This is a genomic window from Baekduia sp. (genome assembly GCF_035685985.1).
GTDB lineage: Bacteria > Actinomycetota > Thermoleophilia > Solirubrobacterales > Solirubrobacteraceae > Baekduia.
In genome coordinates this window covers 1-24,346 of record NZ_DASRZV010000031.1, presented here as the reverse complement: position 1 = coordinate 24,346, position 24,346 = coordinate 1, and the positions used below count along the sequence as shown (strand labels likewise).

The window sequence follows — 24,346 nt, the reverse complement described above, 5'->3', positions numbered from 1 at the left end:
GAGGGTACCGACCTACTTCGCGTAGTCCACGGCCCGCGACTCGCGGATCACCGTGACCTTGATCTGCCCCGGGTACTCCAGCTCCTGCTCGATCTCCCGCGCGATCCTGCGCGCCAGCGCTCCCGCGCCGTCGTCGCTGATCACGCCCGGCTCGACGATCACGCGGATCTCGCGCCCGGCCTGCATGGCGTACACCTTGTCGACGCCGTCGTGGCGGGTGGCGAGCTTCTCCAGGTCGCGCAGCCGCTTGACGTACTGCTCCAGCGACTCGCCGCGCGCGCCCGGGCGCGCGCCGGACAGCGCGTCCGCCGCCTGCACGATCACGGCCTCGACCGTCTGCGGCTCGACCTCGTTGTGATGGGCCTCCATCGCGTGGGCGACGGCCTCGGCCTCGCCGTGGCGCCGGGCCAGGTCGCCGCCGACCATCGCGTGCGGGCCCTCGACCTCGTGCGAGACCGCCTTGCCGATGTCGTGCAGCAGCGCCGCGCGGCGCGCGGTCTTCTCCGACGCGCCCAGCTCGGCGGCCATCAGCGCGGCCAGCTGCGCGCACTCGACCGAGTGCGCCAGGACGTTCTGGCCGTAGGACGTGCGGAACTTCAGGCGGCCGAGGACCTTCACCAGCTCGGGATCCAGGCCCTGGACGCCGGCCTCGAAGACCGCCTCCTCGCCCGCCGCGGCCATGTGCGACTCCAGCTCGGACTTGGCCTGGTAGTAGGTCTCCTCGATCCGCGCCGGGTGGATGCGCCCGTCCTGCAGCAGCTTCTCCAGCGTCATGCGCGCGACCTCGCGGCGGACGCCGTCGAAGGCGCTCAGCACGACCGCGTTGGGCGTGTCGTCGATGATGAAGTCGACGCCGGTCAGGTTCTCCAGCGCGCGGATGTTGCGGCCCTCGCGGCCGATGATCCGGCCCTTCATGTCGTCGGACGGCAGCTGGACGACGCTCACGGTCGTCTCGGCCGCGTGCGACGCCGCCAGGCGCTGCATCGCGACGCTCAGGATCGACCGCACGCGCCGCTCGGCGTCGCGCTTGGTCTCCTCTTCCACGGTCCGCAGGACGCGCGCGGCGTCGTGGCGCGCGTCGTCCTCGACGTCCTTCAGCAGCGCCTGCTTGGCCTGGCCGGCGCTCAGCCCGGCGACGCGCTCCAGCGCGGTCTCGCGCTCGGCGCGCAGGCGCTCCAGCGACGCGGCCTCGGCGCGGAGGTGCTGGTCGCGACGCTCCAGCTCGGCCTCGCGGCGGTCGAGGTCGGCGCTGCGGCGGTCCAGCGCGGCCTCGAAGGCCTGTGTTCGCGCGGCCGTGCGCTCCAGCTCGGCGGCACGACGGGTCAGCTCGGCCTCCTCGGGCGACGGGCCGGCGGGCACGACGACGGCCGCGGCCGTGGTCGCGGGGGCGGCCGCGGGCTCGGTGCTCCCGCCGCGGCCGGGAGACGCGGTGAGGGCGGTGACCGTGGCGGGCTTCTGCCGTCCGTAGACGAGCGCCGCGACCACGATGGCGACTCCGATGAGCGCCGCGCCGATCAGGGTTTCCATGTGGGGTGTCCTCTCCCCAGCGCCCGATGGAGGCGGACGCTGGTCTCCGATGCTGCGAGTTCGGGAAGCGTGGTCGCGGCCGCCGGGCGCGGTTGGGCGCTGGGGATCGGGTCCTACGGTGCCGCGGCGCGCCGGTCTTCGGGTCCTGCGGTGGCGCGGCGCGGCGGGGTTCGCTGCTCTATGGACGGGGTTCGGGCACCCTGCGGTGTGACGTGCGCTCGCCGCGGATCGTATTACCGGGGCCGTCGCGCCTGCACTCAGCCTGATCGCGCGATCAGGCGACCCGCTTGGCGCCCACGAAATGCGAGCCCCAGTAGGAGTCGAAGATCGCGTGGTTCATGACCCCGTGGGTGGTGGCCGAGACGACGGTCGTCGGGCCCGTGGCGAGGCCGACGTCGCTGGCCCCCGGACCGGCGGTGTTGAAGAACACCAGGTCGCCCGCCTGGATGTTGGAGCGCGACACCGCGGTGCCGGTCCCGTACTGGGCGAAGCTCGTGCGCGGGATCGAGATGCCCGCCTGGCGCATGGCCCACGAGGTCAGCCCGGAGCAGTCGAACGACGACGGGCCGGTCGACCCGTAGGAGTACGGCGAGCCGACCTTCGACATCGCGGCGGCGACCGCGGCCTGGACGCCGGAGCCCGCCGGCGCCGGCGTCGACGTCGTCGTCTCCGCGGCGTCGGTGGCGTTGACGGTCCGCGTCGTGGCGGCCTCCCCGCTCACGCCGAGGGCGGCGAGCGTCGCCGGGCCGACCACGCCGTCGACCTCGAGGCCGTGGGCGGCCTGGAAGGCGCGGACGGCGTTGCGCGTCTGCGGGCCGAAGACGCCGTCGGCGACGAGGCCGAGCTTCTCCTGCACCGCCCGCGCGGTCCCCGCGGGCACCGACCGGTCGATCCCCGACGCCCCGCCGATCGACGCGGTCGACGCGGAGCCCGCGCCGCCCGCCATCGCCGCCCGCGTGAGCGGGCCGACGATGCCGTCGGTGACGAGCCCGTGCGCGCGCTGGAAGCGCTTGATCGCCTTGAGCGTCCGCGGGCCCATGACGCCGTCGGCGGTGAGGCCGAGCGCCTGCTGGATCGCGCGGATCGAGAGGTGCGACGTCGTGGTGGTCGGCGTCGCGGCCTGGGCGGCGCCCAGCAGCGGGCCGGTCTGGCCCACGACGCCCGCCGCGATGAGCGCCGCGGAGATCCGGGCGGTCGCGGTCTTGGGCAGGGCGATGATCTTGGCGGCCGCGGCCTCGCGGCGGCGGCGCGAGCGGCTCAGGGAGCGCTCCCACAAGTCGGGAAGCGCGAGGTCGCGGACCCCGGGCGGGTCGGCGAAGATCGCGAATCGGTCGTCCGTGATGATCCGGGCGTCGGCGGCGTCCATCGTTGGCTCCTGGTGGTGGCGGCCTACGAGGTGAGCTGACGGGCTCGCGCGTGTGCGCTACGCCGCGATGGAAGGCGGCGATTCGCCCCATGGGCCGGCGGTCGTGCCGGCCCGGTTGGGTCCCCCGCTCCCGCCGTCGCTGAGACGACGGGACTCGGCCTGTGCGTGCAGGTATGTCGGCGATCAGAACTCGCGGCGACGCTGCAAGTTGCGGTCCGCGTTATGACACCGGGCGATTGAGACGGTAGATCGCGTGCGGAAGGCCCGCGTGCGTCGCGTCGCGCTCGTAGGCCATCCCGAGCTTCTCCATCACCGCGCGCGAGGCCGCGTTGGCGTGCGTGGTCTGGGCCACCACCGAGTCCAGCTCGAGGACCTCGAAGGCGACGCGGACCGCCTCGCGCGCCAGCTCGGTGGCGTATCCCTGGCCCCAGTGGTCGGCGTCGACGAACCACATCACCTCGACCTCGGGCCGCCCCGCGACCTCGTCGTAGCGCACGCCCGCGTAGCCGATCGGCTCGCCGTCGAGGAGCATCGTCCACGGCCCGAAGCCCCACCGCTCCCAGTGCGCGAGCTGGTCGTCGAGCATCGCCTCGGCGCGGTCGGCGGTCCGCAGGTGCTCGGGCCAGGCCGCCTCGTCGACGCGCGGGTCGGTCCAGATCCGCTGGTAGGCGGCGAGGTCGCCGGGCTCGGGCCGGCGGCCGACGAGGCGCGCGGTGGCGATGCGGTCGATGCCGAAGTCGATGGGCACGGTCGGGGCAGACGCTAGCGCCGCGGCCCGGGCGGGCGCGCGCGGGCCGCGGCCGCGCGCCGCCGTCAGGCGCCGCCAGCCAGCAGCGCCGCGACCGTGGAGCGGTCGGGCAGCGCGGCGCGGGCTCCGGGCGCGCGGGTGGCCAGCGCGCCGGTGGCGGCGGCGAAGCGGACGGCGTCCGGCAGCGCGAGGCCGTCGTGGAGCGCGAGCGCCAGCGCGGCCGCGAAGGCGTCGCCGGCGCCGGTCGTGTCGACGGCGTCGACCGCGAACGACGGGATCCGGGCCGGCGACCCCGCGGCCGGATCGGCGGCGTGCAGCTCCACGCCGTCGGCGCCGAGCGTGACGGCGACGGCGGTCGCGCCGGCGTCGAGCAGGTCCCGAGGCGTGCCGTCGGCGCCGAGCAGCGTCGCCAGCTCCCCGCGGTTGGGCGTGACGACCGTGGCCGCCGAGAGGACCGCGACGGGCAGCGCCCGCGCCGGCCCCGGGTCGAGCACGAGGCGCAGGTCGTGGGCGCGGCAGTGCTCGGCGACGGCCGCGACGGCGGCGTCGGGGATCTCGAGGTTGGTCACGACGACGGCCTCCGGGCCGGTCGCGGCCCGCAGGCCCGCGTGGACGGCCGCCGCGTCGAGCGCGAGGTTCGCGCCCGAGGCGACCGCGATCGCGTTCTCCCCCGCGTCGTCGACCAGCACGGCGGCGAGGCCGGTCGCGGCGTCGGGGATCGTCACGACGCCGGCCGTCCCGACGCCGTGGGCGGCGAGGTCCTCGCGGACGGCCGCGCCGTCGGCGTCGTCGCCGACCGCGGCCACCAGCGCGACGCGCGCGCCCAGCCGCGCCGCGGCGACCGCCGCGTTGGCGCCCTTGCCGCCCATCTCGCGCGCCAGGCGCCCGCCAGTCACGGTCTCCCCCGGCGCGGGCAGCCGCGAGAGCGCGATCACGAGGTCGACGTTCGCCGACCCGACCACGACGATGTCCGCGACGGCGGCGCTCATGGGCGCGGATGATGACGCCGCGCGGAGCGCCGCGTCAGGCGGCCGAGACGACCGGCTCGCCGGTCCGGCCGTCAGCGGTGAGGCCCGCTTCTCAGCCGCGCCCGTAGGCGCGGATCACGTCGTAGGCCAGCTCCAGCTCGTAGCCCTTGCGGACCAGGAAGCCGAGCGCGCGGTCGCGGTCGCGGTCGGTCTCCGGCGGGACGCGGAAGCGGCGCGAGAGCGTGGCGAGCGCGGTGTCGAACTCGGAGTGCGACTCGCCGGTCATCGCGTCCGGCGTGTGGAGCGCGGCGGCGATCGTGGGGCCGTCGACGCCAGCGGCGATCAGCTTGCGCTCGATGCGCTCATTGCCCCAGTGGTCCAGCGTGCGCCGGTCCTCGACGAAGCGCTGGGCGAAGCGCGCGTCGTCGAGGTAGCCCTGGTCGAGCAGCTCCTGGACGGTCTGCTCGATCGTGTCGGGCTCGACGCGCTTGGACTCCAGGTGCCGCCGCACCTCGAGCACCGTGCGGTCGCGGTACCCGAGGTAGCGGTAGCTGAGATCCAGCGCGTGCTGGAGACGCGCTTCGGGGTCGAGAGCCCGTTCCGCGGTCGTCACGGCGAGGCCCGTCAGGCCGTGGCCGCCGCCGCCCGCTCGGCCTTGATCTCGCCCGTGGCCGGGTCGACGCCCTCGGGCACCTCGTCGCGGTCGATCTCGGCGACGAGATCGCGGTTGAAGCCGAGCGCCGCGTAGATCTTGTCCTCGATCTCCGAGCGGATCTCGACGTGCTCGTCGAGGAACTTCTTGACGTTGTTGCGGCCCTGACCGAGGCGGTCGTCCCCGTAGGAGAAGAACGACCCGGACTTCGACACGATGTTGTGCTCGATCCCGAGGTCCAGGATGCAGCCCGACGTCGAGATGCCGGTGCCGAACTCGATGTCGAACTCGGCCTGGCGGAACGGCGCCGCGACCTTGTTCTTGACGACCTTGACGCGGACGCGGTTGCCGACGGCCTCGGTGCCGTCCTTCAGCGTCTCGATCCGGCGGATGTCGAGGCGCTGCGAGCTGTAGAACTTCAGCGCGCGACCGCCCGGCTGCGTCTCCGGCGAGCCGAACATGACGCCGACCTTCTCGCGGATCTGGTTCGTGAACAGGCACATGGTCTGCGTGCGGTTCAGGTTGCCCGCGAGCTTGCGCATCGCCTGGGACATCATGCGGGCCTGGAGGCCGACCGTCGTGTCGCCCATCTGGCCCTCCAGCTCGGCGCGCGGCGTCAGCGCCGCGACGGAGTCGACCGCGACCAGGTCGACGGCGCCGGAGCGGACGAGCATGTCCGCGATCTCCAGCGCCTGCTCGCCGTAGTCGGGCTGCGAGACCAGCAGCGCGTCGATGTCGACGCCGATCCTCTGGGCGTACAGCGGGTCCATCGCGTGCTCGGCGTCGATGAACGCGCACACGCCGCCCAGGCGCTGGGCCTCGGCGATGACGTGGTAGACGAGCGTCGTCTTGCCGGAGGACTCCGGGCCGAACACCTCGACGATGCGGCCGCGCGGCATGCCGCCGATGCCGAGCGCGAGGTCGAGCGACAGCGCGCCCGTGGGGATCGCGTTGACCTTCACCTGGGCGCCTTCGTCGCCCATGCGCATGATCGTGCCCTTGCCGAACTGGCGCTCGATCTGGGTGAGCGCGCCGGCAAGCGCGGTGTCGCGCGCCTTCTGGGCCTTCTCGTCGGGGGTAGCAGCGGGCATGGCGGTAAGAGACCTCTCTCGAAGCAGTAGCTGAAGTGCAGTGTGCGGGGTGGGTCGGACGGAACCGAACCGTACGTCTGTTCGTGTGCCGGAACGTGCGCGAGCAGCGCCGGAACAGCGCCCCGAGTCAGCCGCCCAGCGTGCCGTGGGCCAGCTCCTCGTAGCGCGCCGGGCCACCTCCGAGGAACGAGCGCATCAGCGTCACGCCGCGCACGTCGAGGTCCAGCCGCGGCGTCGGCGGCAGCGCGATCGACGTCGGCGCGCTCCAGCCGTGCCGCACGCGCGCGACCGTCAGGTGCGGACGGTAGCGCCGCTCCTCGCGCTCGTAGCCCAGCTCCTCCAGCCCGTCCCAGACCGCCGTGTGCAGCGCCCCGAGCGCGCCCGTCTCGTCGTGGACCGCGACCGTCAGCACGTGCGGCTTGCGCGGCGACAGCCACAGCGCCGCGCCGGTCGACAGCGGCGGGATCGGCCGGCCGCCGAAGGACTCCACCAGCTCGCTCAGCGGCCCGACCTCGTCGAGCGGGCGGTGTCCGAGGAACGCGAGCGTCAGGTGGACCTGCTCGGCGTCCACCACGCGCATCCCGCGATCGCCGCCGACGGCCTCGCGGGCCCAGGCGATCAGCGTCCGGCGATCCTCGTCGCCCAACGCGACGGCGATGAACAGACGGGCGGACATGCCGCCCCCAGGCTAGTTGCTAGTCCGTCTGGCCGAGCAGGACGCGGCGGATCAGGTGCAGCGCCACGGTCGTCGAGCGGTCCCGGACGTCGAACCGCCCGCCGGGCAGCCGCAGGCGGCGCGTGATCCGCGCGCCGTCGCCGGTCGACACCGAGAAGCACACCGTGCCGACGGGCTTCTCGTCGGACCCGCCGTCCGGGCCGGCGATGCCGGTGATCCCGACGCCCACGTCCGCGCCCAGGGCCGCCCGCGCGCCGTCGGCCAGCGCCTCGGCGACCTCCACCGACACCGCGCCGACGCGCTCGATGACGTCCGGGTCGACGCCCGCCAGCCGGGCCTTCGCCTCGTTGGAGTAGACGACCACGCCGCCCAGGACGTACGCCGACGACCCGGCCAGGTCGGTCAGCCGGCCCGCGACGAGCCCGCCCGTGCACGACTCGGCGGTCGCCACCGTCCGGCCGGACTCCGCCAGCAGCGCCGCGACCTGCTGGTCGACCGACGTCCCGTCCGTGGAGAACAGGTCCCGCGGGTGGCGCTCGGCGACCAGCGCCGCGAACGCGTCGTAGACGTCCTGCTGCGGCGGCTCGTAGCGCGTCACGACCTCGACCTCGCCGCGCCGCAGGCAGGTCGTGATCTCCAGCGCGTCCAGGTCGATCCCGGCCTCGCGCGCCCGCACCATCGTGTTGGCGATCTCCGACTCCGGGATCCCGAACAGCCGCATCATGTGCTGGCGGTAGATGGTCGCGCCGCCCACCGCGGCGCGGAACGCCTCGGTCTCCACGGCGGAACCCCACATCGGCTGCAGCTCGCGCGGCGGCCCGGGCAGCACGACGACCGTCGGCCCGGCGCCGGATCCCGACGACGGCGGCACCACGAGCCCCGGCGCCGTCCCGACCGGCTCCAGCACCGTCGCGCCGTCCGGCACCAGCGCCTGCTTGCGGTTCGAGCGCCGGATCGCCTCCTGGTCGAGGTCCGGGAAGCGCGCCATCAGCCCTTCGAGGATCGCCCAGATGCGGCCTTCGAGCGCCTCGTCGAGCGCGAGCGGCCGACCCTGGAAGTCCGCGACGACCTGCGCGGTCAGGTCGTCCTCGGTCGGCCCGAGCCCGCCCGAGGTGATGATGAGGTCCATCCCGGCGCCCGCCAGCCAGCCCAGCGCGTCGCGGACGTCGTCGACGCGGTCGCCCACGATCACGTTGTGCGCGACGTCCACGCCCAGCTCGCGCAGCCGCTCGGCCAGCCACGGGCCGTTGCGGTCCGTCACGCGGCCGGTGAGCACCTCGGTGCCCGTGACGACGATCCCGGCGCGCGCGCTCATCGGCACCTCATCCGCAGTCGGGGACGGAGTCCGGGTTGACCTGCGTGAACTTGCCCTTGGCGACGCGGAACGCCACCGGGCTCTTCCGCGGCACGCTGCGGACCTTGCCGTCCACGCGCACCGTCGCGTTGCCGTTGCCCAGCAGCAGCCGGAACGACCGCGAGCGGAACGGCCCGGCGGTCTGCCCGTTGTTGAGCGTCACGCCCTTGATCCGCTGGGTGCCCTCGGAGTCGACCAGGCAGGCGAACACGGTGCCGGTCGCGACCAGCTGCACCCGCACGATCTTCGACGAGGACGCGGTCGACTTCTTCTTGGACGAGGAGGACTTCGTGGTCGTCGTCCGCGAGGACGCGGGCACCCGCGTCGTGGTCGTGCGGTCGGTCGCGGTCGTCGCCGCGCTCCCGCCGTCGCCGCTGTCGTCGCCGTTGTTGGTCCAGTGGCCGAGCGCGGCCAGCGCGGCCAGCAGCAGCACGATGATGACGGCGATCAGCGCCCCCGGCGGGATCCGGCGCGGCTCGCGCGGCGGGCGCATCGGCCCGCCTCCGCCCCGTCCGCGCCGTCGCGACGTCCCGATCGGCATCAGGTCGTGGTCGGACGGGCGCTCGTGGCGGAGCTTGTACTCCTCCAGCAGCAGCTTGGCGTCCAGCCCCAGCGCCTCGGCGTAGGTGCGCAGGAACGACCGCACGTAGGCGGGGCCGGGCAGCAGCCCCCATTCCTCGTTCTCCAGCGCGCGCAGGTACTTGGCGCGGATCTTCGTCTCGGCCTCGATCTCCGAGATGTCGATGCGCGCGCGCATCCGCGCCTCGCGAAGTGTGGCCCCGATCTCCGGCATGCGTTCGGGGCGCAGTCTATGGAGCCTGCTCGCCGGGCTCCTCGTCGGGCACGGGCGAGGCCGCGGCCGAGGGCTCGTCGGGCTCCGGCGACGGCCCCGCGGCCGCCGGGATGTCGCCGCGCTCGGTGAGCGCCGCGAGCATCCGGGGAAGGTCGGAGGCGGTGATGAGGACCTGGCGCGGCTTGGACCCCTCGTAGCCGGAGATGACCCCGCGGCGCTCGAGCATGTCCATCATTCGGCCGGCTCGTGTATAGCCGAGGCGCATGCGCCGCTGGAGCATCGAGGTCGACGCGGTGCCCATCTCGACCACCAGCTCGATCGCCTCGGCCAGCAGCGGATCCTCGTCGGGGTCCTCCCCGTCGCGATCGCCCTTGCCCTCGTCGGCCGCGCCCTCGGCCTCGACCTCCTCCAGGAGGTCGGCGCGCAGCTCGGGCTCGCCCTGGCGCGCCCAGAACTCGGTGATCTGCGCGATCTGGCCCTCGTCGATGAACGCGCCCTGGATGCGCTGCAGCTTGGAGGAGCCGACCGGCGAGAACAGCATGTCGCCCATGCCGAGCAGCGACTCGGCGCCGTTCTGGTCGAGGATGACGCGCGAGTCGGTCTGCGACGAGACCGCGAACGCGATCCGCGACGGGACGTTGGCCTTGATCATGCCGGTGATGACGTCCACGCGCGGCGACTGCGTCGCGAGCACGAGGTGGATGCCGACCGCGCGGGCCTTCTGCGCGATCCGGATGATCGAGTCCTCGACGTCGCCCGGCGCGACCATCATCAGGTCGGCCAGCTCGTCGATGATGCACAGGATGTAGGGAAGGCGCTTCTCGCCCTCCTCCTCGCGCACGCGGTTCAGCTCGTTGAGCGAGCGCGTGCGCTTCATCGCCATGATCCCGTAGCGCCACTCCATCTCGCGCACCAGGTTCTGGAGCGCGTTGGCGGCCTGACGCGGAGAGGTGATCACCGGCGTCAGCAGGTGCGGGACGTCCTCGTAGTGGTTCAGCTCGACCTGCTTGGGGTCGACCAGGACCAGCCGCGCCTCGTCGGGCGTGGCGTTGAGCAGGATCGACGACAACATGCCGTTGATGCAGGCCGACTTGCCCGCGCCCGTCGTGCCGGCCACGAGGATGTGCGGCATCTTGGCCAGGTCGGCGCCGATCGCCTTGCCCGAGACGTCCTTGCCCAGCCAGACGGTCAGCGGCGAGTAGCCCTCGGGGCGCGCGCGGAAGACGTCGCCGAGGTGGACCGTGCGGCGGTCGCGGTTGGGGACCTCGATGCCGACGGCCTGCTTGCCCGGGATCGGCGCGAGGATGCGGATCTCGGTGGCGGCCAACGCGTAGGCCAGGTCGTCCTTGAGCTGGGCGACGCGCGACATCTTCACGCCCGGCGCCAGCCGCAGCTCGTAGCGCGTGATGTGCGGGCCGGAGACCGTGCCGACGACGCGGGCGTCGATCTTGAAGTGCGACAGCGCCTCGACCAGCGACGCGGCGGTCTTCTCGTTCTGCGAGGTGTCGGGGCGGACCTGGTCGGCGGAGGATCGCGTCAGCACGCGCGGGTCCGGGACGACGTACTCGATCTCGTCGTCCTCGCCGCCCTCCCCACGGGTGCCGGGCAGCTCGAGCTGGCCGGGCTCGTAGGGCTCGGCGTCGTCCAGCGGCTGCTCGATGTCGGGCAGGTCGTCGGTCGCCATGACCGCGGCGTCGACCTCGGCGTCCTTGGCGGCCTCCTCGGGCGTGGGCTCCGGATCCGGCTCGGGGACGAACGCGTCGACCTCGGGCGCGGACGCGGCGTCGGCGCCCGACTCGGCGTCCTCGGGCGGCGGCGCGTCCTTCTTCCTACGGCCCTTGGTGGCCTTCGGCACGTCGTCGGGCTGGGGGTCGTCGCCGAACAGGTCCGGATAGCGCTCGGAGCCGTCCAGCGACGGCGCCTCGACGTGCGTGGCCTTGACGACGAGGTCGTCCTCGCCCTCCGGGACCTTCACGCGCGGCTTGCGCGTGCGCGTGGCCTTGATCGGCTCCGGGTCGGCGGCGGGCTCCGGCCGCGCGGCGCGGATCGCGCGCGTGGACTCGGCGACGGTCCCGCCCGTGGCCTTCAGGATCCCGGCCAGCGAGGCGCCGGTCAGCAGCAGGACGCCGGCGAGCATCAGGAACAGCGCGAAGATGTGGGTGCCGATCGAGCCGATCAGCGTGTGGCTGACGTAGAACAGCGACTCGCCGAGGTAGCCGCCGCGCTCGCGGATGAAGTCGTGGTCCCAGTAGCCGTGGCGGATCGTGCCCGGGCCCAGGCCGAGCGTCCCGGCCGAGAACATCAGCGCCAGCGCGAGCGTGAAGCAGATCCCGCCGGACTTGAACGGCCGCACCGACGGCAGCACCGGCCGCAGGACGATCACCGTGCCCGCCGCGATCACGCCGATCGGCGCCACGTAGCGCAGCTGCCCGATCAGCAGCGCCAGCCCGTCGACGACGCCGTCGCCCGCGCGGCCGCCGTCCCAGCCCGCGTACAGCGGGAACGCGAGGAAGACGCCGCAGGCGACGAGCGCCAGGCCGAAGAGGTCGAGGTGGCGCTGCTCGATGACGGGGACCCGCGGCGCCCACGTCGCCGACGAGCGCCGGGCGCGCGTGCGCGAGGACGCGCCGCGCTTGGCCGGCGGCTTGCGCTTGGCGGCGCCGGTGGAGGTCTTGGACTTCGGCGCGGGCTTGCGCTTGCGCGGTGCGGACGTGCGGGTGGTGGCCATAACTCGGACCCTCACCTTCGACGCGGTGGGCCGCGTCCCTCCTGGGTGGGCGGGACCGGGGTCGGCGGGACCCTAGACCGCCACGGACGGGCGCAGCAGGTCGCGCAGCGCCTCGGCGGCCATCGGCCGCGCGAAGTGGTAGCCCTGGGCGGTGCCGCAGCCCAGGCCGGTGAGCGCCTCGGCCTGCGCGGCGTCCTCGACGCCCTCGGCCACGCACTCCAGCCCGAGGCCGTCGGCCAGGCGGACGACGGCGCTGACGATCGCGGTGTCCTCGCTGTCGGAGACCACGCCGTCGACGAACGACTTGTCGATCTTGAGGATGTCGACCGGCAGCAGCTGGCGCAGGTGGCGCAGCGACGCGTGGCCGACGCCGAAGTCGTCGACGGCGAGCATCACGCCGAGCGCGCGCAGGCGGGCGAGCATCGCGCGCGTGCCCGCGACGTCGGCCAGCAGCGCGGTCTCGGTGATCTCCAGGCACAGCCGGCTCGGCGCCAGGCCGCTGTCGGCCAGGGCCTCGCGGACCACCTCGGCGAAGCCGTCGGAGACCAGCTGGCGCGGCGAGACGTTGACCGACACCTCGACGTCGTCGCGCGGCCAGCGCATCGCCTCGGCGCACGCCTGGCGGACGACCCACGCGCCGATCTGGTCGACCAGCCCGAGCCGCTCGGCCATCGGCACGAACTCGCCGGGCGAGACGGTCCCGAGCTGCGGGTGGCGCCAGCGGATCAGCGCCTCGGCGCCGGTCACGTGCCCGTCGGGCAGCCGGACCTGCGGCTGGTACTCCAGGTACAGCTCGCCGTTGATCAGCGCCTCGCGCAGGCCGCCCTCCAGCGCCAGGCGCCGGATCGCGACCGCGCGCAGCGAGTCGTCGAAGGCCTCGCAGCGGGCCTTGCCGCGCTCCTTGGCGCGGTACATCGCGACGTCGGCGTCCTGCAGGAGCTGGTCGGCGTCGAGGTGGACGTCCCCGGCGACGGCCACGCCGACGCTGGCGGTGACGAACCGCGGCTCGCCGTCCAGCACGATCGGCGGGGTCAGCGTCGCGGCCAGGCGCTCGGCGACGCGCAGCGCGTGCTCGGAGTCCTCGACGTCGGCGACCAGGACGACGAACTCGTCGCCGCCGAAGCGCGCGACGACGTCGCTCGGGCGCAGCTGGGAGGCCAGGCGGTCGGCGACGGTCTCCAGCAGCCGGTCGCCGGCGCGGTGGCCCAGGGAGTCGTTGACGAGCTTGAAGTCGTCGATGTCGACGAACAGGACCGCGACGTGGCCCGGCGCGCCGCCGCCGCGGCGGTCGGCCAGGGCCTCCTCGACGTGCTCGGCGAACGCGCGCCGGTTCGGCAGCCCGGTCAGCGCGTCGTGCGTGGCCCGGTGGGCCAGCGCCGCCCGGGCGCCGGTCGCGGCGCGGCGCGCGAGCTCGTTGGAGCGCCAGCTGACGAGGTTGACGCCCGCCAGCGCGCCGATGAAGGCCGCGTGGATCGCCGCCCAGCGCCACGGGTGCGCGACCGCGGCCGAGTGCGTGCCGTAGACCGACGACGGGTCCAGCGCGCCCATCAGCCCGTGGTGGACGAGGACGTAGGCGATCGCCAGCAGCCACGGCACCCAGTCCTCGTACAGCGACAGCAGCGCGACGACGACGAAGAAGTGGAAGTGCGCCTCGGTCACCCCGCCCCAGAGGTGCGTGAAGATCGCCGAGCAGGTGACGAGGCCCAGCGCGCCGATCGACGCGCGGGCGCGCGGCTTGAGCGCCTTGTAGGACGCGCCCAGCGCGCAGATCAGGATCGGCGCGGTGTCCAGCAGGCAGTGCGGCAGCGGGTACCCGCGCGAGACGCCGAAGGCGGGCAGGAGCGCGACGTGCATCCACAGCAGCAGGACGACCGTGCGGTGTCGGGCCTCGAACGCGGCAGCGGGCAGCGTGCCGCCCGACGGCAGCCAGCGGCGCGTTCGGCCCCTATCACCGTCCGGGTACAGCAGCACGCACAGGGAGATCGGCCAACGGCGCGAGAACTTGCGCGCGCTGGTGCGCGCGCGGGCGCCTTGATCTGCCCTTGATCGCTCGCTTTACCATTTCTGTGTGATCGACGGCCACGAGCGGCAGGCACGCGTCCTCATCGTGGAGGACGACGACGACATCGCGCAGGTGCTCCAGCGCTCCTTGCGCCTGGAGGGCTACGAGACGCGCATCGCCGCCGACGGCGAGGCCGCGCTCGGCGCCGCGAACGACTTCGTGCCCGACCTCGTCGTGCTCGACCTCGGGCTGCCGAAGCTCGACGGCATGGAGGTCGCCCGGCGGCTGCGCTCCGCCGACGACGTCCCGATCCTGATGCTGACCGCGCGCGACGAGCTCGAGTCGCGCGTCGAGGGCCTCGACGCCGGCGCCGACGACTACCTCGTCAAGCCGTTCGAGCGCCAGGAGCTGCTGGCGCGCCTGCGCGCGCTGCTGCGCCGCCGGCCCCCGCGCGGGTCCGCGTCGCTGGTGGTCAGCGACCTGTCGCTGAACCCCGACACGCACGAGGTCAAGCGCGCCGACCGCACGGTCGAGCTGACCCAGCGCGAGTTCGAGCTGTTGGAGTACCTGATGCGCAACGAGCGCATCGTCGTCCCGCGGCAGCGGCTGCTGGAGGACGTCTGGGGCTACGACCCGTTCGCGACGACCAACACGATCGAGGTGTTCGTGTCCAACTTGCGCCGCAAGTTGGAGGCCGGCGGCGAGCCGCGGCTGCTACACACGATCCGCGGCGCGGGGTACGTGCTGCGCGCATGATGGCCGTCATGCGCTCGATGACGCTGCGCTGGCGACTGGCCGCGCTGTCGGCGGGGCTGACGTTCGTGGTGCTGTGCGCGTTCGCGGTCGTGATCGGCCAGACGACGGCGTCGCGGATCCGCAGCGACTTCCGCCAGGAGATGAACCAGGCGGTCGACAACCTGCTCAGCCGCCGCCAGCTCCCGACCGAGGTCCGCGACGGGAAGGCCACGATCCCGGAGTCGATCGTCAGCACCTACGCGGCGCCCAACCAGGCGGTCATCCGCGTGCTCCTGCAGAGCGGCGGCGAGCTGGCCACGACCGACAACGCGCCGAACTTCGAGCGGCTCGGCCTGCCGCCGAACAAGAGCGGCCAGGTCGGCGGCTACCGGGTCGTGACGCGCTCGGCGACGCTGTCGATCAACGGCTCGGACCCGAGCGCGTTCGGCCTGCCGGTCTACGTCCAGTACGCGCGCAAGACCGCGCCGACCGAGGCGTCGGTGCACCAGGTCCGGCTCTTCCTGCTCTTCGGCGTGCTGTTCGGCACGGGCCTGGCGCTCGGCGCCGCGCTGATGCTCTCCCGGCGGGCGCTGGCGCCGATCACGCGCCTGACCGCGACGGCGCGCGACATCGCCCGGACCGGCGACCCCAACCGCACGGTGCCGGTGCCGGACACCGACGACGAGGTCGCCGAGCTGGCGCGGACGTTCGACGAGATGTTGCAGGCCTTGGAGACCTCGCGCGAGGAGCGCGAGGCCGTGCTCGCGCGCCAGCGGCAGTTCGTCGCCGACGCCAGCCACGAGCTGCGCACGCCGCTGACGGCCGTCCTGGCCAACCTGGAGCTGCTGGCCGACGTGCTCGACGGCGAGCGCGGCGAGGCCGCCCGCGCGGCGCTGCGCTCGACGCAGCGGATGCGGCGGCTGGTCGCCGACCTGCTGCTGCTGGCCCGCGCCGACGCCAAGCGCGAGGTGCCCCACGAGCCGACCGACCTCGGCCACGTGCTCGTCGACGTCGCCTCCGAGCTGGGCCCGGTCGCCGGCGGGCACGACCTGTCGCTGGACGTCCGCCCGGCGATCGTCGACGGCGCGCGCGACGAGCTGCACCGGATGGCGCTCAACCTGATCCAGAACGCCTTCCAGCACACGCCCGACGGCACGCACGTGCACGCGTCGGTCCAGCAGGTCGCCGATCGCGTCCGGCTGGTCGTCGAGGACGACGGCCCGGGCGTGCCCGACGAGCTGCACGACGAGGTCTTCGACCGCTTCGTCCGCGCCGAGGGCGACCGCGGCGGCTCGGTCGGCCTCGGCCTCTCGATCGTCCGCGCGGTCGCGCGGTCCCACGGCGGCGACGTCGTGCTCGACGCCCCGGCCGACGGCGGCGCGCGGTTCATCGTGACGCTGCCGGCGGCGCCCCATGAGGCACCGCCGGCCGAGGACCCGTCCGCGGTCGTCCCGGCCGCGCCGGCGACCGCGCGCTGAGGTCCTACACCTCGACCACGACCGGCAGCACCATCGGGCGCCGCCGCAGGCGGTCGTAGACGAACTTGCCCAGGTCGTCGTGCAGCGTCTGCTGCAGCAGGTCGATCTCCCGGATCTCCTCCGAGGCGGCGCGCTCCAGCGAGCTGTTGACCGTCTCGCGGATGTCCCCCAACAACGACTCGGCGTCCTCGGAGTACGGCACGCCGCGGAAGATGACCTCCGGGTCGGCGACCGTCGAGCCGTCCTGCTCGGAGATCGTCGCGACGACGACGAAGATGCCGTCGGCGCTCAGCATGCGGCGGTCGCGCAGCGCGACGTCGGTCGGATCGCCGATGTCGACGCCGTCGACGTAGATCATGCCCGCGCGCTCGCGGCTGCCGAACGCCGCGCCCGACCCGTCGATCTCCAGCGGCAGGCCGTTCTCGCCCTTGAAGACGTTCTCGGCCGGGATGCCGACCGCCTCGGCCAGCTTGCCGTGCAGGTGGATGCGCTTGTGGTCGCCGTGGAACGGCATCACGTACTTGGGCTTGGTCAGGTTGAGCATCAACTTGATCTCTTCCTGGTAGCCGTGGCCCGACGCGTGGATCGGCGCGTCCCGCGCCGTGATCACGTCGCACCCGATGTGGTAGAGCCGGTCGATCGTCTCGTTGACCGCGCGCTCGTTGCCCGGGATCGGCGTCGCGGCGAAGACCACCGTGTCGCCCTGGTGCAACTCGACCTGCGGATGGTCGCGGTGCGCCATGCGGCGCAGCGCGCTCAGCGGCTCGCCCTGCGAGCCGGTCGAGACGATCACGAGCTTGTGGTCGGGGAAGTCCGACGCCTCGCGCGGGCCGACGATCATGCCGTCGGGCACGTCGATGTGCCCCAACATGCGGCCGATGTTGATGTTCTTGCGCATCGACCGGCCGACGAGGACGACCTTGCGGCCGTGCGTGGCGGCGGCGTCGACGACCTGCTGGACGCGGTGGATGTTCGACGCGAAGCAGGTGACGATGATCCGCCCCTCGCAGCGCGCGAACAGCGCCTCCAGGTTGGGGCCGGCGATCGACTCGCTGGGCGAGAAGCCCGGGCGGTCGGCGTTCGTCGAGTCGCCGCACAGGAGCAGCAGGCCCTCGCGGCCCAGCTCGGCGAGGCGGCTGACGTCGGCGGGCTTGCCGTCGACCGGCGTCTGGTCGAACTTGTAGTCGCCGGTGATCAGCATCGTCCCGACGTCCGTGGTGATCGCCACGGCCATCATGTCCGGGATCGAGTGCGTGAGGTGGATCAGCTCGATGTCGAACGGACCCAGCTCCAGCGTCTCCCCCGCCTTGACGTCGGTGAGGTCGGTGTCCTTGAGCCGGTGCTCGTCGAGCTTGGACCGCGCCATCGCCATCGTCAACGGGCCGCCGAACACGGGGATGTCGGTCCCCAGCTCGCGCAGGATCCACGGCAGCGCGCCGAGGTGGTCCTCGTGGCCGTGGGTGATGACGATGCCCTCGATGTCGTCCGCGCGGTCGCGCAGGTACGTGAAGTCGGGCAGGACGAGGTCGATGCCGACCTGCTCGGCGGTGGGAAAGCGAAGACCGGTGTCGACGATGACGATCGCGCCGTCGTACTCGACGACGGTCATGTTCTTGCCGATCTCGCCGAGTCCGCCGAGCGGCAGGACTCGCAGCTTGCTGTTGGCCATGTTCTCCTTACGAAGCCCCGGCGGAGGCGAGCAGCCCGTGGCGCTCGAGGACCGCGCGGATCTGCGCGCGTTCGTCCTCGTCGGCGGCGACGAGCGGCAGGCGCAGGCCGCCGACCGGGCGGCCCGCCAGCTCCAGCGCGGCCTTGACCGGGATCGGGTTGGTGGTGACGCCCATCACGGCGTAGAGGTCGCGCAGCGACGCGTCGATCGCGGCCCGGTTCTCGGGCTCGTCGACCATGCGGCGCATCTCGTTCCCGACGAGGTGGCTGGCGACGAGGATGCCGCCGCAGCCGCCCAGCTCGAGCGTGCGCAGGAATGCCTCGTCGTTGCCGGCGTAGACGCCCAGGCCGTCGATGAGGGCCAGGTTGTCGTTGTTGGCCTGCTTGACGTACTCGACGTGGTCGAGCTGGGCCAGCTCGGCCAGCAGCTCGTTGGGCACGTCGACGACCACGCGCGACGGGATGTTGTAGAGGACGATCGGCTTGTCGGTGGCCTTGGAGACCTCCGAGTAGTGCGCGATCAGCCCGCGCCGGTTGGGCTTGTTGTAGTAGGGGGTGACGCTCAGGGTCGCGTCGACGCCGAGCGCGGTCGCGCGCTCGGTCAGGTGGACCGCGTGGCGGGTGTCGTTGGAGCCCGTGCCCGCGATGATCGTGACGCCCTCGGGGCGGTTCTGGACCGCCAGCTCGACGACGCGCAGGTGCTCCTCGTCGGTCAGCGTCGAGGCCTCGCCGGTCGAGCCGCAGACGACGATGCCGTCCGAGCCGTGCGCGACGAGATGATGAAGAAGGTCGACAAACGCGCTCTCGTCGACGTTGAGATCGTCGTCGAACGGCGTGACGATCGCGGTGAGTACGGCTCCCAGCCCGGCCACGTCGGACATTCTCCCAGGATCAGCCGGCGAGCGGGTCGCCACTGGTGAGCGTGGGCGCCGCCTCGTGCGAGCGGTCGACGTCGGCCGCGCCGCCGGGGGCGGGCGCGGGCGTCGGCGCGGCGGCGGCCGGCGCCGGAGCCGGAGCCGGGGCGGCGTCGGTGGGCGCGGGCGCGGCGGCCGGGGCCTGGTCGGCCGGAGCCTCGGTCCCCTGCTTCTGGCCTTCGTTGAACTGGGTCTGAACCTCGTCGAGCTTGGCCTGCGCCTGGTCGGCGAACTGCTTGGCGCGCTCCTTCAGCGTGCCGTCCTTCGCTTCCTTCTGCGCCTGCTCGGCGAACTTCTTCGCCTTGTCCATGAAGCCCATCGTCGTCGCGTCTCCTGTCGGTCGATCGGGTCCACAGCGTACCCTCGACGCGTGCCGGATCCGGACCTGCCGCTCGCCGCCGAGATCGTCGCGGTGCGGTGGCGCGCCGACGACGGGGGCTTCGCCGTGCTCGTCGCGCAGCCGGAGGGCGAGGAGGACGAGCTGGTCCTCACCGGTCCGATCGCGCACCTGCACGAGGGCGACACGGTCGAGGTCAGCGGCGCCTGGCAGGAGCATCCGAAGTTCGGCCGCCAGCTGCGCGTCGAGCAGGTCAAGGTCGGGGCGCCCGCGTCCACCGACGCGGTGCTCACGCTGCTGGAGTCGATCAAGCACGTCGGCCCCAAGGGCGCCGAGTGGCTGCTGGAGCGCCACGGGTCGGAGGTCCTGGAGATCGTCGACCGCGACCCGGGCACGCGGCTGCGCGAGGTGCCGGGGATCGGGAAGGCCAAGCTGCAGGCGGCGGTCACGTCCTGGCAGCAGCAGGCCGGCGGCCGCGCGCTGCGGATGCTGCTGGCCGAGCACGACGTGCCCGCCGCGGTGGCCGCGCGCGTCCACAAGGCCCTGGGCGGCGGCGCGCTGACGCTGCTGAAGGAGGACCCCTACGCGCTGGCCAAGGTCGACGGGATCGCGTTCGCGACCGCCGACGCGGTCGCCCGGGCGCTCGGCACGCCCGCCGACGCGCCCGAGCGCGTCGACGCCGCGCTGACGCACGTGCTGCGCGCGGCCGAGCAGGACGGGCACTGCTTCCTGCCGCGCTCCGAGGTGCTGCCGCGCGCCGCGCGGCTGCTGGAGCTGCCGTCCGACGTCGTCGTGCGCCGGCTCGAGGACGCCGAGGACCTCGTGCTCGACGGCGACCGCGTGCTGGACGCGCGGATGGACCGCACCGAGCACCGGCTGGCCGATCGCGTCCGCGAGCTGGCGTCCTCGCCGCCGTCGCTGGACGTGGACGTGCCCGCCGAGCCGCCGCAGGACGGCGAGGCGTCCCCCACCGCGACGCAGTGGCGCGCGGTCCACGCCGCCGCCGAGCACCGGTTGTCGATCCTCACCGGTCTGCCCGGCACCGGCAAGACCGCGACGATGCGCGCGCTGGTCGACCTGCTGGTCTCCGCGCGGCGGACCGTGAAGCTGTGCGCGCCGACCGGCAAGGCCGCGCGGCGCCTGAGCGAGGCGACGGGCGCCGAGGCAACGACGATCCACCGGCTGCTGGAGTACGTGCCCGGCGAGGGCTTCGCGCGCGACGCCGACGACCCGCTCACCGGCGTCGACCTGCTGGTCGTCGACGAGGCCTCCATGTTGGACGCGCGGCTGGCCGCCGCGCTGCTGGAGGCCGTCGGCCCGCGGACGCACGTGCTGCTGGTCGGCGACGTCGACCAGCTCGCGCCGGTCGGGCCGGGGCGCGTGCTGGAGGACCTGATCGCCTCGGGGATCGTCCCGTCGACCAAGCTCGTGGAGGTCTTCCGGCAGGCCGCGCGCTCGCTGATCATCCGCGCGGCCCACGCGATCGACCGCGGCGAGGCGCCGCCGACGAAGGCCGGCGCGGACGACATCCGCGACTTCTTCCTGATCGAGCGCGACGATCCTCAGCGCGTCTTCGCCGAGGTGGTGTCCTTGGCGATCAAGCGGCTGCCGTCGCACTACGACCTCGATCCCGTCAGCGACCTCCAGGTGCTGGTCCCCATGCACAAGGGCCCGGCGGGCATCGACGCGTTCAACGAGACGCTGCGCGCCGAGCTGAACCCGTCCGGCCGCGCGGTCAAGGGCACGCAGTTCCGGTTGGGCGACCGCATCATGCAGACGCGCAACAACCACGAGCGCCAGTTCTACAACGGGGAGATCGGCGTCATCGCGGCCAACGACCCGGGCCGCGGCACGCTGACGATCGTCGGCGACGACGGGCGTCGGATCACGTTGGACAACAACGAGGCCGGCACGCTGCGCCTGGCCTACGCGTGCAGCGTCCACAAGATGCAGGGCTCCCAGGCGCCCGCCATCGTCATCGCGCTGGCCCGCGGCCACGCGCCGATGCTGACCCGCAACCTCGTCTACACCGCGGTCACCCGCTCCCAGCAGGTGTGCGTGGTCGTCGCCGAGCGCGGGGCGCTGCCGACGGCGCTGGGCCGCGTCGACGCGTCCCGGCGCAACACGCGCCTGGTCGAGTTGGTGTCCTAGCCCGCCCGACGCCCTGAGGGCGCGGCGTCTAGACGACGACGCGGGCGTGCTCGCGCTTCTCGGCGTCCGCGGACTCCACGTGGTGCACCGGCGCGTCGACGGCGCGGGCGATGCGGTGCGGAAGGTCGATCTGCAGCCAGCGGGAAGTGCCGGTGGGCAGCGTCGAGACGAGGATCTCGTCCCAACGGCGCGGATCCCAGGCCTCGATGACGGCACAGGCGGGATCGACGTCGCCGAGCATGGCCTCGGCCTCGATGCCCGCGGCGTGGAGGCGGTCCAGGGACGACTTGACGCGGGCCGCGAGCCCGCCCTGCTGGTCCTGGGGGACCAGGAGCGTCACCGCGAGCTGGGCCCCCTCAGTCCGCTCGCGGAGGGTCTCATACAGCTCGTCGGAGTCGACCGTCTGGTTGGCCACGACGAGGAGCTTCAAGCGATACATCTACTGCTCCTCTTCGGGTGCTGGGGGTGGGAGTGGAAGGGCCTTCACGAACGTACTCCCCGCTCACGCAACCGGCAATCCCAAACCCTGACCGGATGCCTAGAGGTCGTCGTCGCGACGCTCATCGTCGCGTTTCAGGACGTCCGTGTACCGCTTCGGGACGCGCGGCGGGGCGACGCCGCCCTCCTGCTCCCAGAGCGTCACGACGACCAGCTCGGCGCCCTCGCGGCGGCAGACGAAGACGACCGAGCGATCGACCAAGTCCTTCACGTACACCGACCCGCGGGCGGCGGTCGCGCCCGGCGGCGGCTCGTCGCTCAGGCGGCCCGCGGCGACCGCGCGCGCCACGCGCGACGCGATCTCGGTCTTGGCGTCCATGCTCCCCGCGACGCGCTGGCGGAAGCGCTCGGCGGCGTGATCGGTGACCGCGACCAGCAAGGCCCGACCGCTACAACACGCGGCGATAGCGGATCTCGGTGACGCCGGGCAGCGTCTCCTCCTCCACCCCGTCGCGCTCCCAGCCGTGGCGCTCGTACAGCGCGCGGTTGTGCTGGTTCTCGGCGAACGTCCACAGCAGCGCGGTCGTGTGGCCCGCGTCGCGCAGCACCTGCTCGGCGTGCTCGAGCAGGGCGTCGCCGATCCCGTGGCCGTCGGCCAGCGCGGGCTCGACGTGCAGGACCCCGACCTCGCCGTTGGCGACGCCGACGATCCCGACGATCGTGCCGTCGTCGTCCTGGGCCAGCCACGCCTCCCCCGGCCGCACCCCGTTCCAGAGGACGATGTGGTCGGCGACCGTCGGCATGTGCTCCTCGTCGACGAACCCGTCGTGCTCGGCCCGCCAGGCGCGGACCTGCAGCTCGGCGATGGCATGGACGTCCCGGGCGGCCACGGGGCGGATCGTCATGCGCCGAGATTCTGCCGATACCGCAGCTCGGGCGCGCCCGCGGCCTCGCCGCGCTCACCGTCCGGCGCCCAGCCGCGACGCTCGAAGAAGCCCCGAGCATGGCCATTGCCTTCGAAGACCCACAGCACGGCCTCCGCATACCCCGCCGCGCGCAGGCGCTCACACGCGAAGTCATACAACGTGGTTCCCAGGCCCGCGCCCTGGGCGGCGGGCTCGACGTAGAGCCCCTTCAGCTCGCCGTCGGACGCCTGCACGACGCCGACGACCCGGCCGCCGGCCTCGGCGACGAACACGCCGTCCTGACCGGTCCAGCGCGCGACGCGCTCCTCGACGCCGATCATGCGCTCCTCGGCGACGACGTCGACGTAGGCCCAGCGCCAGGCGCGGGCCTCCAGCTCGGCGAGCGCCGGCGCGTCGGCGTCGGTGGCCTGCCGGATCACGCCTCGGGGCCGAAGAGGAACGCTTCCAGGCCGACGACCAGCGGCGCGCCCTGATCGCCCACGCGGCGGCAGGCCAGCAGGACGCCCGGCACGAACGACGTGCGATCGGTCGAGTCGTGGCGGATCGTCAGCGTCTGGCCGACGTCCCCGAGGATGACCTCATGGTGGGCCACCAGCCCCGGCAGCCGGACGCTGTGGACGGGCACGTCGCCCTCCATCAGCTCGGCGGTGCGCTTGGCGGTGCCCGACGGCGCGTCGAGCTTGGCGTCGTGGTGCAGCTCGATGATCTCGGCCTTGGCCATGTGCTTGGAGGCCTCGACCGCGAAGCGCATCATCAACACGGCGCCGATCGCGAAGTTCGGGGCCACGAAGGCGTTGCCGGGGCCGCGGCGCTCGCGCAGCGGCTCGACGTCGAAGCCCGTCGTCCCGACGACGACGTGCACGCCCGCCTCGACGCAGGCGATGGCGTTGCCCAGCGCGACGTCCGGCCGCGTGAAGTCCACCACCACGTCGCAGCCATCCAAGATGGAGGACAACGGCGTGTCGAGCGCGGGGTCGGCGCGGCCGGCCAGCACCAGGTCGTCGGCCGCCTCCACCCCGTCGCAGATCGCGCGGCCGACCCTGCCCGCCGCGCCGGCGACGCCGACGCGGATCGGCGAGGCGGCGCTCATGCCGCCTCCGCCAGGCCCGGGGCCACCGGCTCCAGCGCGCCGCGGAAGACGGACTCATCGCCGCCGATCCCGGCCGCGCTCAGCCGTTGCGGCGCGTACAGCTCGCGCGCCAGCGCGCTCACGTCCTCCAGCGTCACCGCGTCGATGCGCTCGACGACCTCGTCGACGGTCAGCACCGGCATGTCGGCCAGCACCGACGAGCCGAGGCGGTTCATCCGCGACGTCGTGGACTCCAGCGACAGCACGACGCGGCCCTTGACGTGGTCGCGCGCGCGGTCCAGCTCCTCGGCGGTGATGCCGTCGGCCAGCAGCTTGTCCAACTCGGTCCCGACGACCTCCAGGGCCGTCCCGACGTTGTCGGGACGCGTGCCGAGGTACAGGCCGATCTGACCGGTGCCCGCGTAGGACCCCGTGAACGAGTAGACCGAGTACGCCAGCCCGCGCTGCTCGCGCACCTCCTGGAACAGGCGCGAGGACGAGGTCCCGCCGAGCACGTTGTCCAGGACGCGCAGCGCGAAGCGCCGCTCGTCGTCGCGCGCCAGGCCGGGCGCGCCCAGGGCCACGTGGTACTGCTCGGTCTCCTTGGCCAGGAAGCGCCGGCGCGCGAGCGCGCCGGTCGGGACCGGGAGCGGCTCCAGCGCCCCGCCGGGGCGCACGGTGTCGCCCAGCGTCTGCTGGACCAGCTCGACGATCCGGTCGTGGTC

Annotated in this window: 23 protein-coding genes and 1 riboswitch; of the genes, 3 read left to right on the top strand and 20 right to left on the bottom strand. The window is 73.5% G+C overall.

Translation table 11 applies throughout. The features are described 5' to 3' along the window. Positions 1 to 12 precede the first annotated feature (12 nt). The 11 genes from rny to VFG42_RS20840 form a co-directional block, all read right to left on the bottom strand. Positions 13 to 1,527, bottom strand: coding sequence for a ribonuclease Y (gene rny / locus VFG42_RS20890; RefSeq protein ID WP_324910739.1), 1,515 nt, complete (start codon positions 1,525 to 1,527; stop codon positions 13 to 15). A 274-nt stretch (positions 1,528 to 1,801) separates the two neighbouring features. Continuing rightward, the gene (locus tag VFG42_RS20885; protein ID WP_324910738.1) at positions 1,802 to 2,893 is read right to left on the bottom strand and encodes a peptidoglycan-binding protein; all 1,092 of its coding nucleotides are present in this window, start codon (positions 2,891 to 2,893) and stop codon (positions 1,802 to 1,804) included. Between the two features lie 21 nt (positions 2,894 to 2,914). Continuing rightward, positions 2,915 to 3,052: riboswitch (cyclic di-AMP (ydaO/yuaA leader) on the bottom strand. Between the two features lie 61 nt (positions 3,053 to 3,113). After that, the gene (locus VFG42_RS20880; RefSeq protein ID WP_324910737.1) at positions 3,114 to 3,641 is read right to left on the bottom strand and encodes a GNAT family N-acetyltransferase; all 528 of its coding nucleotides are present in this window, start codon (positions 3,639 to 3,641) and stop codon (positions 3,114 to 3,116) included. 65 nt (positions 3,642 to 3,706) lie between these two features. Beyond that, entirely contained in the window at positions 3,707 to 4,630 is a 924-nt protein-coding gene (locus tag VFG42_RS20875) for a PfkB family carbohydrate kinase (protein ID WP_324910736.1), read from the bottom strand. Positions 4,631 to 4,721: 91 nt separating this feature from the next. Beyond that, positions 4,722 to 5,222, bottom strand: coding sequence for a regulatory protein RecX (locus tag VFG42_RS20870; protein WP_324910735.1), 501 nt, complete (start codon positions 5,220 to 5,222; stop codon positions 4,722 to 4,724). Positions 5,223 to 5,233: 11 nt separating this feature from the next. Then, on the bottom strand, positions 5,234 to 6,352 hold the full coding sequence (recA, locus tag VFG42_RS20865) for a recombinase RecA (protein ID WP_324910734.1): 1,119 nt from the start codon (positions 6,350 to 6,352) through the stop codon (positions 5,234 to 5,236). 127 nt (positions 6,353 to 6,479) lie between these two features. After that, the gene (gene thpR, locus VFG42_RS20860; RefSeq protein ID WP_324910733.1) at positions 6,480 to 7,028 is read right to left on the bottom strand and encodes an RNA 2',3'-cyclic phosphodiesterase; all 549 of its coding nucleotides are present in this window, start codon (positions 7,026 to 7,028) and stop codon (positions 6,480 to 6,482) included. Positions 7,029 to 7,047: 19 nt separating this feature from the next. Continuing rightward, a complete protein-coding gene (locus VFG42_RS20855; protein ID WP_324910732.1) occupies positions 7,048 to 8,343 on the bottom strand; it encodes a competence/damage-inducible protein A in 1,296 nt (431 codons plus the stop codon). 7 nt (positions 8,344 to 8,350) lie between these two features. Continuing rightward, positions 8,351 to 9,175, bottom strand: a complete 825-nt coding sequence (locus VFG42_RS20850; RefSeq protein WP_324910731.1) for a helix-turn-helix domain-containing protein — start codon at positions 9,173 to 9,175, stop codon at positions 8,351 to 8,353. Between the two features lie 16 nt (positions 9,176 to 9,191). After that, on the bottom strand, positions 9,192 to 11,903 hold the full coding sequence (locus VFG42_RS20845) for a DNA translocase FtsK (RefSeq protein WP_324910730.1): 2,712 nt from the start codon (positions 11,901 to 11,903) through the stop codon (positions 9,192 to 9,194). Between the two features lie 72 nt (positions 11,904 to 11,975). Next, entirely contained in the window at positions 11,976 to 13,874 is a 1,899-nt protein-coding gene (locus tag VFG42_RS20840) for a putative bifunctional diguanylate cyclase/phosphodiesterase (RefSeq protein ID WP_324910729.1), read from the bottom strand. A 97-nt stretch (positions 13,875 to 13,971) separates the two neighbouring features. Between VFG42_RS20840 and VFG42_RS20835 the strand changes: the two genes are divergently transcribed. Both VFG42_RS20835 and VFG42_RS20830 read left to right on the top strand, forming a co-directional pair. Further along, positions 13,972 to 14,661 (top strand): response regulator transcription factor, encoded by a 690-nt coding sequence (locus VFG42_RS20835; protein WP_324910728.1) that lies wholly within the window; start codon positions 13,972 to 13,974, stop codon positions 14,659 to 14,661. Beyond that, on the top strand, positions 14,658 to 16,118 hold the full coding sequence (locus tag VFG42_RS20830) for a HAMP domain-containing sensor histidine kinase (protein ID WP_324910727.1): 1,461 nt from the start codon (positions 14,658 to 14,660) through the stop codon (positions 16,116 to 16,118). The genes VFG42_RS20835 and VFG42_RS20830 overlap by 4 nt, the downstream gene beginning before the upstream one ends. Before the next feature lie 4 nt (positions 16,119 to 16,122). On the opposite strand, the gene VFG42_RS20825 is transcribed toward VFG42_RS20830, so the two are convergent. The 3 genes from VFG42_RS20825 to VFG42_RS20815 are packed head-to-tail and all read right to left on the bottom strand — an operon-like array spanning position 16,123 to position 19,010. Continuing rightward, positions 16,123 to 17,787: a ribonuclease J gene (locus tag VFG42_RS20825; protein WP_324910726.1), complete on the bottom strand. Its 1,665-nt coding sequence runs from the start codon at positions 17,785 to 17,787 to the stop codon at positions 16,123 to 16,125. A gap of 7 nt (positions 17,788 to 17,794) precedes the next feature. Next, positions 17,795 to 18,667, bottom strand: a complete 873-nt coding sequence (gene dapA, locus VFG42_RS20820; protein WP_349260444.1) for a 4-hydroxy-tetrahydrodipicolinate synthase — start codon at positions 18,665 to 18,667, stop codon at positions 17,795 to 17,797. A 10-nt stretch (positions 18,668 to 18,677) separates the two neighbouring features. Further along, positions 18,678 to 19,010 (bottom strand): hypothetical protein, encoded by a 333-nt coding sequence (locus VFG42_RS20815; RefSeq protein ID WP_324910724.1) that lies wholly within the window; start codon positions 19,008 to 19,010, stop codon positions 18,678 to 18,680. Between the two features lie 60 nt (positions 19,011 to 19,070). Between VFG42_RS20815 and VFG42_RS20810 the strand changes: the two genes are divergently transcribed. Continuing rightward, the gene (locus VFG42_RS20810) at positions 19,071 to 21,188 is read left to right on the top strand and encodes an ATP-dependent RecD-like DNA helicase (protein ID WP_324910723.1); all 2,118 of its coding nucleotides are present in this window, start codon (positions 19,071 to 19,073) and stop codon (positions 21,186 to 21,188) included. Between the two features lie 28 nt (positions 21,189 to 21,216). Here VFG42_RS20810 and VFG42_RS20805 read toward each other — a convergent pair whose 3' ends face one another. The 6 genes from VFG42_RS20805 to VFG42_RS20780 form a co-directional block, all read right to left on the bottom strand. Then, positions 21,217 to 21,627 carry a hypothetical protein gene (locus VFG42_RS20805; protein ID WP_324910722.1) on the bottom strand — a complete coding sequence of 137 codons (411 nt, stop codon included), beginning with the start codon at positions 21,625 to 21,627 and terminating at the stop codon, positions 21,217 to 21,219. Positions 21,628 to 21,726: 99 nt separating this feature from the next. Continuing rightward, positions 21,727 to 22,065 carry a hypothetical protein gene (locus VFG42_RS20800; protein ID WP_324910721.1) on the bottom strand — a complete coding sequence of 113 codons (339 nt, stop codon included), beginning with the start codon at positions 22,063 to 22,065 and terminating at the stop codon, positions 21,727 to 21,729. A 10-nt stretch (positions 22,066 to 22,075) separates the two neighbouring features. After that, positions 22,076 to 22,531, bottom strand: coding sequence for a GNAT family N-acetyltransferase (locus tag VFG42_RS20795; RefSeq protein WP_324910720.1), 456 nt, complete (start codon positions 22,529 to 22,531; stop codon positions 22,076 to 22,078). Then, positions 22,528 to 22,971: a GNAT family N-acetyltransferase gene (locus VFG42_RS20790; protein WP_324910719.1), complete on the bottom strand. Its 444-nt coding sequence runs from the start codon at positions 22,969 to 22,971 to the stop codon at positions 22,528 to 22,530. Before VFG42_RS20790 ends, VFG42_RS20795 begins: the two co-directional genes overlap by 4 nt. Continuing rightward, on the bottom strand, positions 22,968 to 23,642 hold the full coding sequence (locus VFG42_RS20785) for a 4-hydroxy-tetrahydrodipicolinate reductase (protein ID WP_324910718.1): 675 nt from the start codon (positions 23,640 to 23,642) through the stop codon (positions 22,968 to 22,970). Before VFG42_RS20785 ends, VFG42_RS20790 begins: the two co-directional genes overlap by 4 nt. After that, the coding region (locus VFG42_RS20780) for a pitrilysin family protein (RefSeq protein ID WP_324910717.1) at positions 23,639 to 24,346 on the bottom strand (708 nt) is incomplete at its 5' end. The genes VFG42_RS20780 and VFG42_RS20785, both read right to left, overlap by 4 nt.